The sequence below is a fragment of the Billgrantia kenyensis genome, assembly GCF_013697085.1.
In the GTDB taxonomy this organism is placed as follows: Bacteria; Pseudomonadota; Gammaproteobacteria; order Pseudomonadales; family Halomonadaceae; genus Halomonas; species Halomonas kenyensis.
The window spans coordinates 132,586-146,425 of the sequence record NZ_JACEFT010000010.1 but is presented as its reverse complement, the minus strand read 5'-3'; the positions used below and the strand labels follow the sequence as shown (position 1 = coordinate 146,425).

Here is a 13,840-nt window from a genome sequence, read left to right as displayed (position 1 = left end):
CTGCCCTCTCGCGGTAAAGTAGCGTCATTCCCTGCCGCCCCGCCCTCCGGCCGGCATCAAACGACCGAATACGACGACACATGATTGCAAGACTGGACACGACGGCCGCGAGTGCCGCACTGGGTGCCGACTACCTGCGTTTTCTCGAAGTGCTGAAAGCCGCCGGGTTCGAAGGCGAGATCGCCCCGGACTACGCCAGCCGCACGGTGCTGGCCACCGACAACTCGATCTACCAGCGCCTGCCCCAGGCCGCGCTGTTCCCGCGCCATGCCGGTGATCTCGAGCTTGTCGCCCGCCTGGCCGCCGAGCCCGAGCATCGCCAGGTGGTACTCACGCCCCGCGGTGGCGGTACCGGCACCAACGGCCAGTCGCTGACCGATGGCCTGGTGGTCGACGTCTCACGCCACATGAACCGGATTCTCGAGATCGACGTCGAGAACCGCCGGGTGCGGGTGCAGGCCGGCGTGGTAAAGGATCAGCTCAACGCGGCTCTGAAGCCGCATGGGCTGTTCTTCGCCCCGGACCTCTCCACCTCCAACCGCGCCACCATCGGCGGCATGATCTCCACCGATGCCAGCGGCCAGGGTAGCTGCGAGTACGGCAAGACCCGTGATCACGTGCTCGAGCTCGACAGCGTGCTGCTCGGCGGCGAGCGGCTGGTCAGTCGCCCGGTGGACGATGGCGAGCTGGAGTCGCTGTGCCACCACAGTGGTGCAATCGGCAACGCCTACCGCACCGCACGGGAGATCATCGACACCCAGCGCGAGCTGATCGCCGCCAAATTCCCACCGCTCAACCGCTGCCTGACCGGCTACGACCTGGCGCATCTCCGTGACGCACAGGGCCGTCTCGACATGAACAGCCTGCTGTGCGGTTCCGAGGGCTCGCTGGGTTTCCTCAACGAGGCGGTGCTCAACGTACTGCCGATCCCCAAGCACTCGACCCTGGTCAACGTGCGCTATTCCGGCTTCATGGATGCCCTGCGCGACGCCAAGGCCTTGATGGGCTCTTCACAGGACCAGCCGCAGGCGCTTGCGGCGAAACCCACTTCCATCGAGACGGTGGACGACAAGGTGCTGCTGCTGGCCATGGAGGATTTCGTCTGGGACAGCGTGGCGGAGTTCTTTCCCAGCGAGGAGCCCCAGAGATCTGCCGAGGGCGACACCGTCACGGCCGAACGCCAGGCGGTGGCCATTAGCGGCATCAACCTGATCGAGTTCAACGACGACGACCCCAGGCGGCTCACCGAACGGGTGGACGCCTTCTGTCGTCACCTGGAAGCGGATGAGAGCGTGCCGCGCCTCGGCTACACCCTGGCCCAGGGGCGCGCCCAGATCCAGCAGGTCTACGGCATGCGCAAGCGCGCCGTGGGGCTGCTGGGCAATGCCAAGGTCGACGAGAAGGGCGAGAAGCGGCCGATCCCCTTCGTCGAGGACACCGCGGTGCCGCCGGAGCATCTGGCCGACTTCATCGCCGAGTTTCGCGCCGCACTGGACGCCCGCGGGCTCAGCTATGGCATGTTCGGCCATGTCGATGCCGGCGTGCTGCATGTGCGCCCCGCCATCGACATGAAGGACCCCGAGCAGGAGCGGCTGATCCGCGAAGTCTCCGACGAGGTGGCCGAGCTGACCCACAAGTACGGCGGCCTGCTGTGGGGCGAGCACGGCAAGGGCGTGCGCTCCGAGTACGCGCCCAAGTTCTTCGGCGAACTCTACCCCAGCCTGCAGCGGGTCAAGGCGGCGTTCGACCCGCACAACCAGTTGAACCCGGGGAAGATCGCCACGCCTGCCGACGCCAATGCCGAAATACCCGTCAAACTGGTCGACCCGGGCCTGCTGACCATCGACGGCGTGTCCACGCGCGGCCAGCTCGACCGCCAGATCGACCAGCGCGTATGGCAGGCCCATGCCGCCACGGTGTACTGCAACGGCAACGGCGCCTGCTACAACTACGACCCCGACGACGCCATGTGCCCCTCGTGGAAGGCCACCCGCGACCGCATCCACTCGCCCAAGGGACGCGCCAGCCTCGTCCGCGAGTGGTTACGTCTGCAGGGCAACACCGGGATCGACCTGCTCGAAGAGGCAAGAGCGAAGCGCCGCGAGGGGGTGTGGGGCTTCATCACCTCCTTCCCGGCGCGGGCGCGCAACAGCTGGCGCCGCCGCGACGAGACCGACTTCTCCCATGAGGTCTACGACGCCATGGCGGGCTGCCTGGCCTGCAAGTCCTGCGCCGGCCAGTGCCCGATCAAGGTCAACGTGCCGGACTCGCGCTCGCAGTTCCTCGAGGTCTACCACGGCCGCTACCTGCGCCCGCTGCGGGACTACCTGATCGGTGGCATGGAGTTCTTCGTGCCCTATCTCGCCCACGCCGCGCCGCTCTACAACGCCGCGCTGGGCAATCGCCTGGTGGACAAGCTGCTGTCAGAGCGGATCGGGCTGGTCGACAGCCCGCGCCTCTCCCGCGCACGGCTGGCCAAGCAGCTGCGCACCTGGGGCGTTGCCGAGGCCACGCCGATCTCGCTGGGCCTGCTCAGCGAGGCGCAGAAGGCCAGAAGCGTGGTGATCGTGCAGGACGCCTTCACCAGCCACTTCGAAGCCGAACTGGTGCTGGACATCGTCGAGCTGCTCTCGCGGCTGGACATCAAGGTGTTCGTCGCCCCCTACACGGCCAACGGCAAACCGCTGCACGTGCAGGGTTTCCTCGGCGCCTTCGAGCGAACCGCGGAGAAACAGGCGCGGCGGCTGCGCGCCCTGGCCGAGTTCGGCGTGCCGCTGGTGGGCATCGACCCAGCCATGACCCTCACCTACCGCCAGGAGTACGTGAAGGCGCTGGGCCCCGATGCCGTGCCCGAGGTGCTGATGCTGCAGGAGTGGCTGGTGGCTCAGAGCCAGCGCCTGGCGCCGCCGGCCCTCGCCCGGGAGCTCGAGAAACTCGACGACCCGAGCTTCCGGCTGCTCTCCCACTGCACCGAGAAGACCAACGCTCCGGGCAGTCCCAAGGCGTGGCAGCAGGTCTTCGCCGCCTTCGGCTTCGAGCTCGAGCTCGTCGCCACCGGCTGCTGCGGTATGTCCGGCACCTACGGCCACGAGGCGCGCAATCTGGAAACCTCGAAGACCATCTATGCCCAGTCGTGGCAGCCGGTGGTCGAGGACGAGGCCAACCCGGGCCGTCTGCTGGCCACCGGCTACTCCTGCCGCAGCCAGGCCAGTCGCTTATCCGGCCAGGCCCTGCCGCACCCCCTGCAAGGGCTGCTGACCCACCTGCGCCAGCTGAGCTGGTAGGATGTCGAGGCTTGCTGATCAAGCACTAAACGGACTATCGACAGGAGACGGATCATGACACTCAAGCCCCTGATTACCGCAACGGCTTTCGCGCTCGGCTTCGGCGCTGCCGGCCTTGCCAACGCCACCGAGGTCACCCATCTGGGCGGCGACATCACCGAAGATCAGGTGCTGGCGGCGCAGCAAGCCTGGGGGGACGCCTTGGTCGCGATCTCCAACGCCTATGAGGCGGAAGGCATCGATGCCGCCCGCGAGCTGGCGCAGCACGTGATCGACAGCGCCTACGGCTATGACATGGGTGCGGTGCTCTTCAAGCCCACTCTGGCCGAGGCGCCGCAAACCTTCCGCACCACACCCGAGGGTGCACTGGCCTACTTCGTCGGCCACAGCGAGGAGTACAGCGAAGACAGCGGCTTTGCCCTGAAGGGCTGGCAGGAGGTCACCATCGACAACGCTGCCATCCTCATCAGCGGTGACGTCGCCCTGACCATGGGCAACGTGTCGATCCTCGATGCCGAGGGCAATACCACCACCGTGGACAAGACCTGGGGCTACCACCTGGATGACGAAGGCACCCTGCGCATCGTGCTCCACCACTCCTCGCTGCCCTTCAGCGCCGCCGAGTAAGCGCAGCACAAGGGCGCCAAACGGCCATATAGAGAAAGGCCGGCGGGGAAGCCGCCGGCCTTTCGGGCTCAGCCTGCAGGCATTACCATGGAGCGCAGGTAACCCGCAACGGGAGGCTGGATGTCCCGCACCCTGATCGCGATCGGCCTGTGCATCGTGGTGGTCGGCCTGCTCTGGCCCTGGCTCTCCAAGCTGCCGTTCGGCCAGCTGCCGGGCGATATCACCATTCGGCGCGAGAACTTCTCGTTCTACTTCCCCCTCACCACCATGATCCTGATCAGCGTGCTTCTCTCGGCACTGCTCTGGCTATTCAATCGGTGAGCGACCACTAGAGAGCTAGCGATGGAGGGATCAGGACTCGGGCTGGTGGCACACCGCTTCGATGTTGTGTCCATCCGGGCCGATGACGAAGGCGGCATAGTAATACGCATGATAGTTCTGACGCAGGCCAGGCGCACCGTTGTCCTGGCCACCTGCTTGCAGTGCCGCACGATGGAAGGCATCTACCTGCTGGCGAGAGTCGGCATGAAACGCGATATGCAGGGGAGCGGGCTTCTCCTTGGCTTGGTACAGGCACAGCGAGGCGTCTCCCTTACCGCAAAGCTCGATGCCGTATGACGGCTCACCTTCCGCACCTCCTACTACCCCGAGCGGCTCGAGCGCTTTCAGGAAGAAGGCCTTGCTCGCTTCATAATCGCTGACACCAAATTTGACGTGGTCAAACATGAGGGCCTCCTGATAAAGGCAGCGTGTTGGCTGCCCTATTCGTAGCGATGGAGCTTAGCCTAGAAGAAAAGCCTGCGCAGCGCCTCGCCGGCGTCGGCTTCGCGCATGAAGGCCTCACCAACCAGGAAGCCGTGAACGTCGTGCTCGCGCATGCGCAGCACGTCGGCCTGGGTGTGGATACCGGACTCCGTGACCACGGTGACCCCAGCTGGAATGCGCGACAGCAGTTCCAGGGTGGTTTCCAGGCGGGTTTCGAAGGTATGCAGGTTACGGTTGTTGATACCCACCAGGCCAATGCCGAGCTTGAGCGCACGCTCGAGCTCCAGGGCGTCGTGCACCTCGACCAGCACGTCCATGCCCTGTGCCGTGGCCTGCTGGTAGAGGTCGGCCATCCGGGCATCGTCCAGCGCAGCGACGATGAGCAGGATACAGTCGGCACCAATGGCCCGCGCTTCGCTGACCTGGTAGCCGTGGGTAATGAAGTCCTTGCGGATCACCGGCAGCTCGCATGCCTCGCGGGCGGCGATGAGGAAGTCCTCATGGCCCTGGAAGAAGTCGACATCCGTCAGCACCGAGAGGCAGGAGGCACCGCCAGCGGCATAGCTCGCGGCAATCTCGGCGGGATGGAAATCCTCACGGATCACCCCCTTGGAGGGAGACGCCTTCTTGATCTCGGCGATCACCGCCGGGTCGCCCTCGGCAATACGCCGGTCGAGGGCGGCGATGAAGCCACGCGGTGCACTCTGGTGCCGAGCCAACTCCAGCAATTCGGCTTCGGACACGGCGCGGCTGCGCTCGGCCACTTCCTCGTCCTTGCGGGCCAGGATGCGGGTCAAAATGGTCGGGGCGTCCTTGGTTGGGCTCATGGTGCTGTCTCGATACGGGCGGCGCTGGCCGCGGATGGTGCCGGGGAGCGGACCATATTACCTAGGCCCGGCTCGACATGGAAATGGGCGCTGGCAAGCCGTCGCAGCAGTCAGCGCATGGCACCGATCAGGCGACCATGACAGAATTCGCCCATGGACGCCTCTCCTGTCTTTCTCGGCCCCTATACCAGCACCTGGCCCTGGAAATTGCCCCTGCCTGGCGCCCGGCTGGTGACGGCAAGCTTCGATCCGGCCCGCCTGGACGACACCCCCGGCCAGCACGACATCGCCCTGCCGCCTCGGCTGAGCGACGCCGTGCTCAAGCGGCGCGCTGAATACGTTGCCGGACGGCTGTGCGCACGCCGGGGGCTGTGGCTGCTCGACGGCCGCAAGTCAGCACCGGGGATGAACGAGGATCGCTCCCCGCGCTGGCCCGTGGACTGCGTTGGCGCCATTACCCATAGCCATGGCTGGGCCGCGGCACTGGTCGCCCATCGCCAGGCCTATGCCGGCATTGGTCTTGACGCCGAACGGCTGCTGGCCGAGGAGCAGGCCGAGCGGCTTGCCAGAAGGGTGCTCACCCCCGAGGAAATCGCCCGCCTGGAAGCACTGAGCCCAGCGAATCTGGCGCTGATAGTCAGCGCGACCTTCTCCCTCAAGGAGAGCCTGTTCAAGGCCCTCTACCCCCTGGTAGGCAGGATGTTCCACTTCCAGGCGGCCGAGCTGACCGCCTGGGAAGGCCTTGGCCCGGTTCGCCTGCGCCTGCGCGAGGATCTGGGCAGCGGCTGGACGATCGGCCGTGAGGTTTTCGGCATGGTGTGCCTGCACGAGGGTCGGCTGCTCAGCCTGGTCGCGCTGCCTGCCAACCTCTTGCACGAGAAACCGTCGTGAGCGTCAGGAGACCAGCACCCGAGTGAAGTCGGCCAGCTCCTTCATCTTTTCCAGCGGCAGCTTGGAGGCTTGGGCGTCCTGCGCCATCAGCACACCCTCCTTCAGGCTGTCGGCGATACCCGAGCAGTAGAGCGCCGCCCCGGCATTGAGGGCGACGATGTCGGCAGCGGGTCCTTCACCCACCAGCGCCTCACGTACCAGCCTCAGGCTGTCCTCGGCGCTGACTACCTTGAGCGGTGCCAGCTCCTGACGCTCGATGCCAAACTCCTCGGGCGCAATCGTGTAGTGCCGAATCCCGCCTTCCTTGAGTTCAGCCACCCGGGTGGGCGCGGCCAAGGAGATCTCGTCCAGGCCATCCTCGGCGTGGACCACCATGACGTGGCGGCTGCCCAGGTATTGCAGCACCTCGGCCATCAGTGGCACCAGCTCGGCGGAGTAGACCCCCAGCACCTGGTTGGGCGCCCCGGCCGGGTTGGTCAGCGGACCGAGGATATTGAACAGCGTGCGTACACCCATCTCGCGGCGTGGACCGATGGCGAAGCGCATGGCGGGATGGTGATTGGGCGCAAACATGAAGCCGACGCCCACCTGCTCGATGCAGCGTGACACCTGCTCCGGCTTGAGATCGAGGTGGATGCCGGCCATATCGAAAAGATCGGCGCTGCCGGACGAGGAGGAGACACTGCGATTGCCGTGCTTGGCCACGTGAGCCCCGGCCGCAGCGGCCACGAAGCTGGAAGCGGTCGAGACGTTGAACAGGTTCGCGCCATCGCCCCCGGTGCCGACGATATCCACCACGTTCTCGGCTTGCACACGCACGCGTTTCATCAACTCGCGCATGACCTGGGCCGCCGCGCCGATCTCCTCGGCGGTTTCGCCCTTCATGGCCAGGCCCACCAGCAGGCCGCCGATCTGCGCATCGGTGGCCTCGCCGGTCATGATCTGCTGCATCACCGCGTGGGTGTCGTCGAAGCTGAGGTTTTCACGGCGCATAACCGCGGCTATGGCATCACGCATCTGCATGGGCAGGGACTCCTCTTTCAGGCGGGTCAGCGGCGCTTCAGGAAATTGGCCAGCAGTTCATGCCCCTGGCGGGTCAGGATCGACTCGGGATGGAACTGCACGCCCTCGATGTCTAGCTCGCGATGACGCAGCCCCATGATGAGCCCCGGGGTCACGTCATCGTCGTCGGTCCAGGCCGTGACCTCGAGACAGTCAGGCAGGGACTCGTTCTCCACTACCAGGGAATGATAGCGGGTGACTTCGAGCGGATCTTCAAGACCGGCGAAAACGCCCTGGCCACGGTGACGAATGCGAGAAGTCTTGCCGTGCATCACCTGGGGGGCACGCACTACCCTGCCGCCATAGACCTGCCCGATCGCCTGGTGCCCCAGGCAGATCCCGAGGATCGGCAGGCGTCCGGCGAAGTGGTGTATTGCCGCCATGGAGATGCCCGCCTCGTTGGGCGTGCAAGGCCCCGGCGAAATGACCAGCTGGCTTGGCGCAAGCGCTTCGATCTGCTCCAGGGTAATGGCGTCGTTGCGGTAGGTGACCACCTCGGCCCCCAGCTCCCCCAGGTACTGCACCACGTTGTAGGTGAAGCTGTCGTAGTTGTCGATCATCAGCACGGACATGGCGAAAGAATCCTGTTAACAATTCATCTGCGGTGTTTCGTGTAACTCGGCCAGCCGTGCGGGGCCTGCTTCGGACACAAAAAAGCCGCCCTGACGGCGGCATGTCGTACGGTCGTCAGCGTGCCGCCCCTCGCTCAGGAGCGCCACCACTGAATCGATCTTGGCATATAGGCGTTTGCATTCATGACACAATAGTGCCGTTGCGGCAGGCAGCCTGTCAACGCGCGGCGAGGGCAATGGCAACGCAGGTGACATCGGTCGCGGCTGGCCAGCTTTCCCCGCAGTCTCTATCATCGGGCATGCGCTACGCAAAAAGGAGATTGACGATGCGCTCGACCCGCCGTGCCTGTTTATGGCTGGCCCTCCCGCTCGCCGCCATGGTTGGCAGCATTTCAGCCGCAACAGCCAACCCCAAGGTGGTCGCCAGCTTTTCGATCCTGGGTGATCTGGTGCATCAGGTCGGGGGGGACGACATCGAGCTGGTGGTGCTGACACCTGCCGGCGCCGACGTGCACGAGTGGGAGCTGACCCCGGACAACTTCATTGCGCTGGAGGATGCCGAGCTCATCTTCTACAACGGCTATCAGCTCGAGCAGTGGATGCGTCAGGTCTATGCCACCGTAGGCAACCGGGCACCGCTGGTGCCGGTCGCCAGGCTCTCCGAGTATCCCACCCAGCCTATCGTCACCGGCGAGTTCACCGGCGAGCCTGATCCACACCTGTGGATGGACCCCCGAGCCGTGCAAGCCTACCTCCCTGTCATTGCCGAGCACCTGGCCGAGCTTCATCCCCAGGCCGCCGAGCGATTTCACGAGCGCGCCGATGCCGCCAGCGAGACCCTCGAGGCACTGCATGAAGCACTGGCCGACCTGCTCGCCGAGATCCCCGAAGAACGCCGTATACTGATCTCGACCGAAGCCGCCCTTGTCTACTTCGCCGAGGCCTACGGCTTTCGCCATGATGGCGTATGGGGCATCAATGCCGAGTCCGAGGGCCTGCCCCGTCAGGTCATGCGTATCGTCGAGGTGATCGAGGACACCCGTCCCGCCGCCCTCTTCTGGCAGAGCACCGTCTCTGACCGCTACATTCGCAGCATCGCCACCGACACGGGCGTTCCGGTCGTCGGCCCGCTCTTCGTCGACTCGCTCGGCGAGAGTGGAGAGGGGGCGTCCAACTACGTGGCAATGATGCGCCACAATGCCGAACTGATCCGCGACGCCCTGAGCGTCGATGACGCTTCAGGCAATGACGCCGATGGAGAAAAGACGCAAGCGAAGCCGAAGGAAGAGAAGCAATCAGCGCAGGAAAAGCAAGCCAGTAAAGAGCGGCAAGCCGGCAGCGACGAAGAATGAGCCCCGGCCCTGTTAACTGAACCTGGCCCCCTGTCATCCAGGGGCCGGGGCTCGCCTACAGGTTGTCCAACCCCTTTTCGGCCATGGCCACGGCACGGAAGATGGCGCGCCCCTTGTTGAGGGTTTCCTGCCACTCGAGCTCGGGGACGGAGTCGGCCACTACACCGGCGCCGGCCTGCACGTGCAGCTCGCCATCCTTGATCACCGCCGTGCGGATGGCGATGGCGGTATCCATGTTGCCATGCCAGGAGAGATAGCCCACCGCTCCGGAATAGATACCGCGCTTGACCGGCTCCAGCTCATCGATGATCTCCAGTGCCCGGACCTTGGGCGCACCCGACAGGGTGCCTGCCGGAAAGGTGGCACGAAGCACATCCATGGCGGAGAGGCCAGGCTTCAGACGGCCGGTGACGTTGGAGACGATGTGCATGACGTGGGAGTAGCGCTCCACGGCCATCTGGTCGGTGACCTGTACCGTGCCCGTCTCACTGATACGGCCTACGTCGTTGCGTCCCAGGTCGATCAGCATCAGGTGCTCGGCCACCTCCTTGGGGTCGCCCAGCAGGTCGGCCTCCAGCGCCCGATCCTCCTCCTCGCTCCTGCCACGCACGCGGGTACCCGCGATCGGCCGCACGGTGACCTCGCCATCCTCCAGGCGAGTGAGGATCTCGGGAGAAGAGCCCACCACGTGATGGTCGCCCAGGTTGAAGAAGAACATGTAGGGCGAGGGATTGAGGCTGCGCAGTGCGCGGTAGAGATCCAGCGGCGGCGCTTGGTAGGGAATCGACATGCGCTGCGAAGGAACGCACTGCATCACGTCGCCGGCCAGCACGTACTCCTTGATCTTCTCCACCGCTGCCTTGAAGCCGGCTTCGGTGAACCCCGAAGTGAAATGCCCTTCCTCCACCTCGCTACGCCCGGTGCCGGGGCTCGAGGCGTTGACCACGGCGGTGCGCAGGCGCTGCTCCAGTGCCTCCAGGCGACCTACCGCCCTTGCGTAGGCATCGCCGGAAGCCGGGTCGACATGGGTCCACAGGGTCAGACGCCCCGAGAGATTGTCGAACACCACCAGGTCGTCGCACACCATCAGCAGGATATCCGGCACGCCCAGGGGGTCGGGCTTCTCCACGCCCCGCAGGCGCGGCTCGATATAGCGAATGGTGTCGTAGCCAAAGTAGCCCACCAGGCCACCATCGAAGCGCGGCTGATCATCCAGGCGCGGGACCCGGAAGCGCTGCTGGAACTGCTCGACCCACGTCAGCGGGTCCTCTACCTCGACCTGCTCGAGACACTCGTCGTGCCGGTAATGACGGATGCTGAAGCCCCGCACTTCGATGCGCTCGTGGCACGGCAGCCCAATGATCGAGTAGCGCCCCCACTTCTCGCCACCCTGAACCGACTCGAGCAGGAAGGTCCACGGCTCGTCGGCAAGCTTCAGATAGGTCGACAGCGGCGTGTCCAGGTCGGCCAGTACCTCGCGGGTGACCGGAATGCGGTTGTAGCCGGCCTTGGCCAGCTCATCGAAACGCTCGGGTGTCATCATGCCCGGCTCCTCGCAGAAAAGGGATTGGCAGCGGGCGCGACGAGCTCCGCCAGTGAATCGACCAGCGCATCCGGCCGACTGTCGCTGACCGGCTCGCCGTGATTGTAGCCATAGGGCACCGCCAGGGTACGAAAGCCTGCGGCGCGACCGGCGGCAACGTCGTGGCGAGAATCCCCTACCATCAGACAGGCCGAAGGCGACAAGCCGAAGTGGTCGGCCACGTGCAGCAGGGGTGCAGGGTCGGGCTTCTTCTGCGGCAAGGCATCGCCGCCCAGGCAAAGAGCGAAGTATCCCTCGAGCCCGAGGCTGGCCAGCAACGGCTGGATAAAGGCCTGGGGCTTGTTGGTCACCAGGGTCAAATGCAGACCCTGTGCGCTCAGTCCTTCGAGCGCCTCGACGACGCCGGGAAAGAGACGCGTGCGCGACCCCACGTCCTGGCCGTAGTGATACAGGAAGCGCGAGTGGCCCTGCTCCAGGTGCTGCTGCGACGGCGAGGAGCCCAAGGCATCGGTCAGGGCCCGCTCGACGAGCTTCAGCGAGCCATTGCCGACCCAGCGGCTGACCTTGTCTTCTCCGGCCGGCGGCAGGGGGATCTCCTCCAGCACCTTGTCCACTGCAGCCGCCAGGTCGGGGACGGAATCGACCAGGGTACCATCGAGGTCGAAGCTGATCAGGCGTATGTCGTTCAGGATGGGGTGCATGACAGCTCCTTGTTTCCTCGGCGGACTTCGAGCCAGGCCCGCTTGCGAGCCGCAGGGAGGCGCTTGACCTCAGCCTCCAGGCGCAGCGCTTCTCCCCGCTCGCCGACCAACTCATGATGCACCAGCGTGAGCGGGCCGCGCCCTCTCAGGGCCTTGGCACCGCGCCCGGCCTCATGCTGCGACAAGCGCCGGGAGACATCGGTGGTAATACCGGTATAGAGCGCCCTCTCGGAAGTCTCGATCACATAGAGGTACCAGGGTGAGGGCGGCGAGCTCACTGGTCGTCGCCCCCCACCGAGGCCAGCTGCTCGCGGAAATCGCGCATGACACTGTCATAACGATGAGGGTCGCTGTCACTGCCCGCCTTGAACACCGCCGATCCGGCGACGAAGGTATCGGCCCCGGCGCGAGCGATTTCGGCGATATTTTCCACTTTCACACCGCCATCGATCTCGAGGCGAATGTCGCGGCCCGAGGCATCGATGCGTCGGCGCGCCTCGCGCAGTTTGTCGAGCGTGCCCGGAATGAAGGCCTGGCCGCCGAAGCCGGGATTGACGCTCATCAGCAGAATCATGTCGACCTTGTCCATCACGTAGTCGAGATAGGCCAGGGGCGTAGCCGGATTGAACACCAGACCGGCCTTGCAGCCGCCGTCACGGATCAGCTGGAGCGAGCGGTCGATATGCTCGGAGGCTTCCGGATGAAAAGTGATGTAGCTGGCACCGGCGTCGATGAAATCGCCGATCAGGCGGTCAACCGGCTTGACCATCAGGTGCACATCGACAGGGGCGGTAACGCCGTGCTTGCGTAGCGCCTCGCAGACCATCGGCCCGATGGTCAGGTTGGGCACATAGTGGTTGTCCATCACGTCGAAATGAACGATGTCCGCCCCGGCGGCCAGCACGTTGTCCACCTCCTCGCCCAGCCGGGCAAAGTCGGCGGAAAGGATCGAAGGGGCTATCAGGAAGTCGCGGTTCGCGTCGCTCATCAGAGGTTTCAGCCATCGAACTGTATGAAAGCCACCATGTTACCAGACTGCACGCGGCATCGGGCAGCCAGGGCCTCGGTGTCGGCGGATGATGGAGTGTAGCGGCTTCAATGATCGATATAGCCAAATAGAATCAAAAGACGGATTGTAATTCCCTTTAGGCAGCTCTACTCTTGCAACCAATGTTCCCCTCTGGCTGGAGACACCCCCATGCTGCTTCCCACCCTTCGCCGTTCCCTGATCGCCGCCGCCCTGGGCCTTGGCCTGTCAGCCCCGGCGATGGCCGCCGAGCGCGAAATCCTCAACTCCTCCTATGACATTGCCCGCGAACTGTTTTCCGCCATCAATCCGGAGTTCAGCGCCCATTGGCAGGCGGAGGAAGCTGAAGAGATCGCCATCCAACAGTCCCACGGCGGCTCTTCGGCCCAGGCCCGCGCCATTTTGCAGGGGCTGCGCGCCGACGTGGTGACCTACAACCAGGTCACCGACGTACAGGTGCTGGCCGATGCCGGCCTGGTCGCCGAAGACTGGCAGGAACAGTTGCCCAACAACGCCTCGCCATACTACTCCACCACCGCCTTCCTGGTGCGCAAGGACAACCCCAAGGGCATCGAAAGCTGGGACGACCTGGTTCGCGAGGACGTGAGCATGGTCTTCCCCAACCCCAACACCTCCGGCAACGGCCGTTATACCTACCTGGCCGCCCTGGGCTTCGCCCAGCAGCAGTTCGACGGTGACGAGGAACAGGTCCACGACTTCATGCGCACCTTCCTGCGCAACGTGGCGGTGTTCGATACCGGCGGACGCGGCGCCACCACCAGTTTCATCGAGCGCAACCGCGGCGACGTGCTGATCAGCTTCGAGTCCGAGGTCAACAACATCCGCCAGGAGTACGGCCGCGAGGATTACGAAGTGATCGTGCCGCCGGTCAGCATCCTGGCCGAGTTCCCGGTGGCCGTGGTCGAGCCCAACGCCGAACGCAACGGCAACCTGGACCTGGCCCGAGCCTACCTGGAGTACCTCTACAGCGAGGAGGCCCAGCGCCAGCTGGCCGGCTTCAACTACCGCGTACACCACGAGACCGTGGTCGAGGAGTTCGCCGACCAGTTCCCCGAGACCGAACTGCTGACCGTCGAGGAGATTGTCGGCAGTTGGGAAGAAGCGATGGACATTCACTTCGGCAGCGGCGGGCTGCTCGAGCAGCTGCAGCGCCGCCGCTGATGGCGGA

At 65.1% G+C, this 13,840-nt stretch carries 14 protein-coding genes; 6 read left to right on the top strand and 8 right to left on the bottom strand.

The window, feature by feature from the left end; translation table 11 throughout:
• Nucleotides 1-80: 80 nt before the first annotated feature.
• The 3 genes from ydiJ to H1D44_RS10275 all read left to right on the top strand — a co-directional run bounded on the left by ydiJ (nucleotide 81) and on the right by H1D44_RS10275 (nucleotide 4,232).
• A complete protein-coding gene (gene ydiJ, locus H1D44_RS10285; protein WP_181514762.1) occupies nucleotides 81-3,284 on the top strand; it encodes a D-2-hydroxyglutarate dehydrogenase YdiJ in 3,204 nt (1,067 codons plus the stop codon).
• Nucleotides 3,285-3,338: 54 nt separating this feature from the next.
• Entirely contained in the window at nucleotides 3,339-3,911 is a 573-nt protein-coding gene (locus H1D44_RS10280; protein WP_181514761.1) for a phosphoribosyl-AMP cyclohydrolase, read from the top strand.
• A 120-nt stretch (nucleotides 3,912-4,031) separates the two neighbouring features.
• Nucleotides 4,032-4,232 (top strand): DUF2905 domain-containing protein, encoded by a 201-nt coding sequence (locus tag H1D44_RS10275; RefSeq protein WP_181514760.1) that lies wholly within the window; start codon nucleotides 4,032-4,034, stop codon nucleotides 4,230-4,232.
• Between the two features lie 30 nt (nucleotides 4,233-4,262).
• Here the strand turns inward: H1D44_RS10275 and H1D44_RS10270 are convergent, their stop codons facing one another.
• Nucleotides 4,263-4,637 (bottom strand): VOC family protein, encoded by a 375-nt coding sequence (locus H1D44_RS10270; protein WP_181514759.1) that lies wholly within the window; start codon nucleotides 4,635-4,637, stop codon nucleotides 4,263-4,265.
• 59 nt (nucleotides 4,638-4,696) lie between these two features.
• Nucleotides 4,697-5,503, bottom strand: a complete 807-nt coding sequence (gene trpC / locus H1D44_RS10265) for an indole-3-glycerol phosphate synthase TrpC (protein ID WP_181514758.1) — start codon at nucleotides 5,501-5,503, stop codon at nucleotides 4,697-4,699.
• A gap of 153 nt (nucleotides 5,504-5,656) precedes the next feature.
• Between trpC and H1D44_RS10260 the strand changes: the two genes are divergently transcribed.
• Nucleotides 5,657-6,394, top strand: a complete 738-nt coding sequence (locus H1D44_RS10260) for a 4'-phosphopantetheinyl transferase family protein (protein WP_181514757.1) — start codon at nucleotides 5,657-5,659, stop codon at nucleotides 6,392-6,394.
• Nucleotides 6,395-6,397: 3 nt separating this feature from the next.
• On the opposite strand, the gene trpD is transcribed toward H1D44_RS10260, so the two are convergent.
• Nucleotides 6,398-7,417 (bottom strand): anthranilate phosphoribosyltransferase, encoded by a 1,020-nt coding sequence (trpD, locus tag H1D44_RS10255; RefSeq protein ID WP_181514756.1) that lies wholly within the window; start codon nucleotides 7,415-7,417, stop codon nucleotides 6,398-6,400.
• 26 nt (nucleotides 7,418-7,443) lie between these two features.
• A complete protein-coding gene (locus H1D44_RS10250; protein WP_181514755.1) occupies nucleotides 7,444-8,028 on the bottom strand; it encodes an anthranilate synthase component II in 585 nt (194 codons plus the stop codon).
• Nucleotides 8,029-8,354: 326 nt separating this feature from the next.
• On the opposite strand from H1D44_RS10250, the gene H1D44_RS10245 reads away from it, so the two are divergent.
• Complete coding sequence (locus H1D44_RS10245; RefSeq protein ID WP_181514754.1) at nucleotides 8,355-9,380, top strand: metal ABC transporter solute-binding protein, Zn/Mn family; 1,026 nt, start codon at nucleotides 8,355-8,357, stop codon at nucleotides 9,378-9,380.
• A 55-nt stretch (nucleotides 9,381-9,435) separates the two neighbouring features.
• Here H1D44_RS10245 and trpE read toward each other — a convergent pair whose 3' ends face one another.
• The 4 genes from trpE to rpe are packed head-to-tail and all read right to left on the bottom strand — an operon-like array spanning nucleotide 9,436 to nucleotide 12,612.
• Nucleotides 9,436-10,920 (bottom strand): anthranilate synthase component I, encoded by a 1,485-nt coding sequence (gene trpE, locus H1D44_RS10240; protein WP_181514786.1) that lies wholly within the window; start codon nucleotides 10,918-10,920, stop codon nucleotides 9,436-9,438.
• Complete coding sequence (locus H1D44_RS10235) at nucleotides 10,920-11,624, bottom strand: phosphoglycolate phosphatase (protein ID WP_181514753.1); 705 nt, start codon at nucleotides 11,622-11,624, stop codon at nucleotides 10,920-10,922. Before H1D44_RS10235 ends, trpE begins: the two co-directional genes overlap by 1 nt.
• On the bottom strand, nucleotides 11,609-11,902 hold the full coding sequence (locus H1D44_RS10230; RefSeq protein WP_238984377.1) for a GIY-YIG nuclease family protein: 294 nt from the start codon (nucleotides 11,900-11,902) through the stop codon (nucleotides 11,609-11,611). The genes H1D44_RS10235 and H1D44_RS10230 overlap by 16 nt, the downstream gene beginning before the upstream one ends.
• Entirely contained in the window at nucleotides 11,899-12,612 is a 714-nt protein-coding gene (rpe, locus tag H1D44_RS10225; RefSeq protein ID WP_181514752.1) for a ribulose-phosphate 3-epimerase, read from the bottom strand. Before rpe ends, H1D44_RS10230 begins: the two co-directional genes overlap by 4 nt.
• Nucleotides 12,613-12,822: 210 nt before the next feature.
• Between rpe and cysP the strand changes: the two genes are divergently transcribed.
• A complete protein-coding gene (cysP, locus tag H1D44_RS10220) occupies nucleotides 12,823-13,833 on the top strand; it encodes a thiosulfate ABC transporter substrate-binding protein CysP (protein WP_181514751.1) in 1,011 nt (336 codons plus the stop codon).
• Nucleotides 13,834-13,840 lie beyond the last annotated feature (7 nt).

Excerpts from the sequence above, each read along its gene's own strand:
- ydiJ (WP_181514762.1), top strand. The coding sequence starts at position 81 with ATGATTGCAAGACTGGACACGACGGCCGCGAGTGCCGCACTGGGTGCC.
- H1D44_RS10280 (WP_181514761.1), top strand. The coding sequence starts at position 3,339 with ATGACACTCAAGCCCCTGATTACCGCAACGGCTTTCGCGCTCGGCTTC.
- H1D44_RS10275 (WP_181514760.1), top strand. The coding sequence starts at position 4,032 with ATGTCCCGCACCCTGATCGCGATCGGCCTGTGCATCGTGGTGGTCGGC.
- H1D44_RS10270 (WP_181514759.1), bottom strand. The coding sequence starts at position 4,637 with ATGTTTGACCACGTCAAATTTGGTGTCAGCGATTATGAAGCGAGCAAG.
- trpC (WP_181514758.1), bottom strand. The coding sequence starts at position 5,503 with ATGAGCCCAACCAAGGACGCCCCGACCATTTTGACCCGCATCCTGGCC.
- H1D44_RS10260 (WP_181514757.1), top strand. The coding sequence starts at position 5,657 with ATGGACGCCTCTCCTGTCTTTCTCGGCCCCTATACCAGCACCTGGCCC.
- trpD (WP_181514756.1), bottom strand. The coding sequence starts at position 7,417 with ATGCAGATGCGTGATGCCATAGCCGCGGTTATGCGCCGTGAAAACCTC.
- H1D44_RS10250 (WP_181514755.1), bottom strand. The coding sequence starts at position 8,028 with ATGTCCGTGCTGATGATCGACAACTACGACAGCTTCACCTACAACGTG.
- H1D44_RS10245 (WP_181514754.1), top strand. The coding sequence starts at position 8,355 with ATGCGCTCGACCCGCCGTGCCTGTTTATGGCTGGCCCTCCCGCTCGCC.
- trpE (WP_181514786.1), bottom strand. The coding sequence starts at position 10,920 with ATGACACCCGAGCGTTTCGATGAGCTGGCCAAGGCCGGCTACAACCGC.
- H1D44_RS10235 (WP_181514753.1), bottom strand. The coding sequence starts at position 11,624 with ATGCACCCCATCCTGAACGACATACGCCTGATCAGCTTCGACCTCGAT.
- rpe (WP_181514752.1), bottom strand. The coding sequence starts at position 12,612 with ATGAGCGACGCGAACCGCGACTTCCTGATAGCCCCTTCGATCCTTTCC.
- cysP (WP_181514751.1), top strand. The coding sequence starts at position 12,823 with ATGCTGCTTCCCACCCTTCGCCGTTCCCTGATCGCCGCCGCCCTGGGC.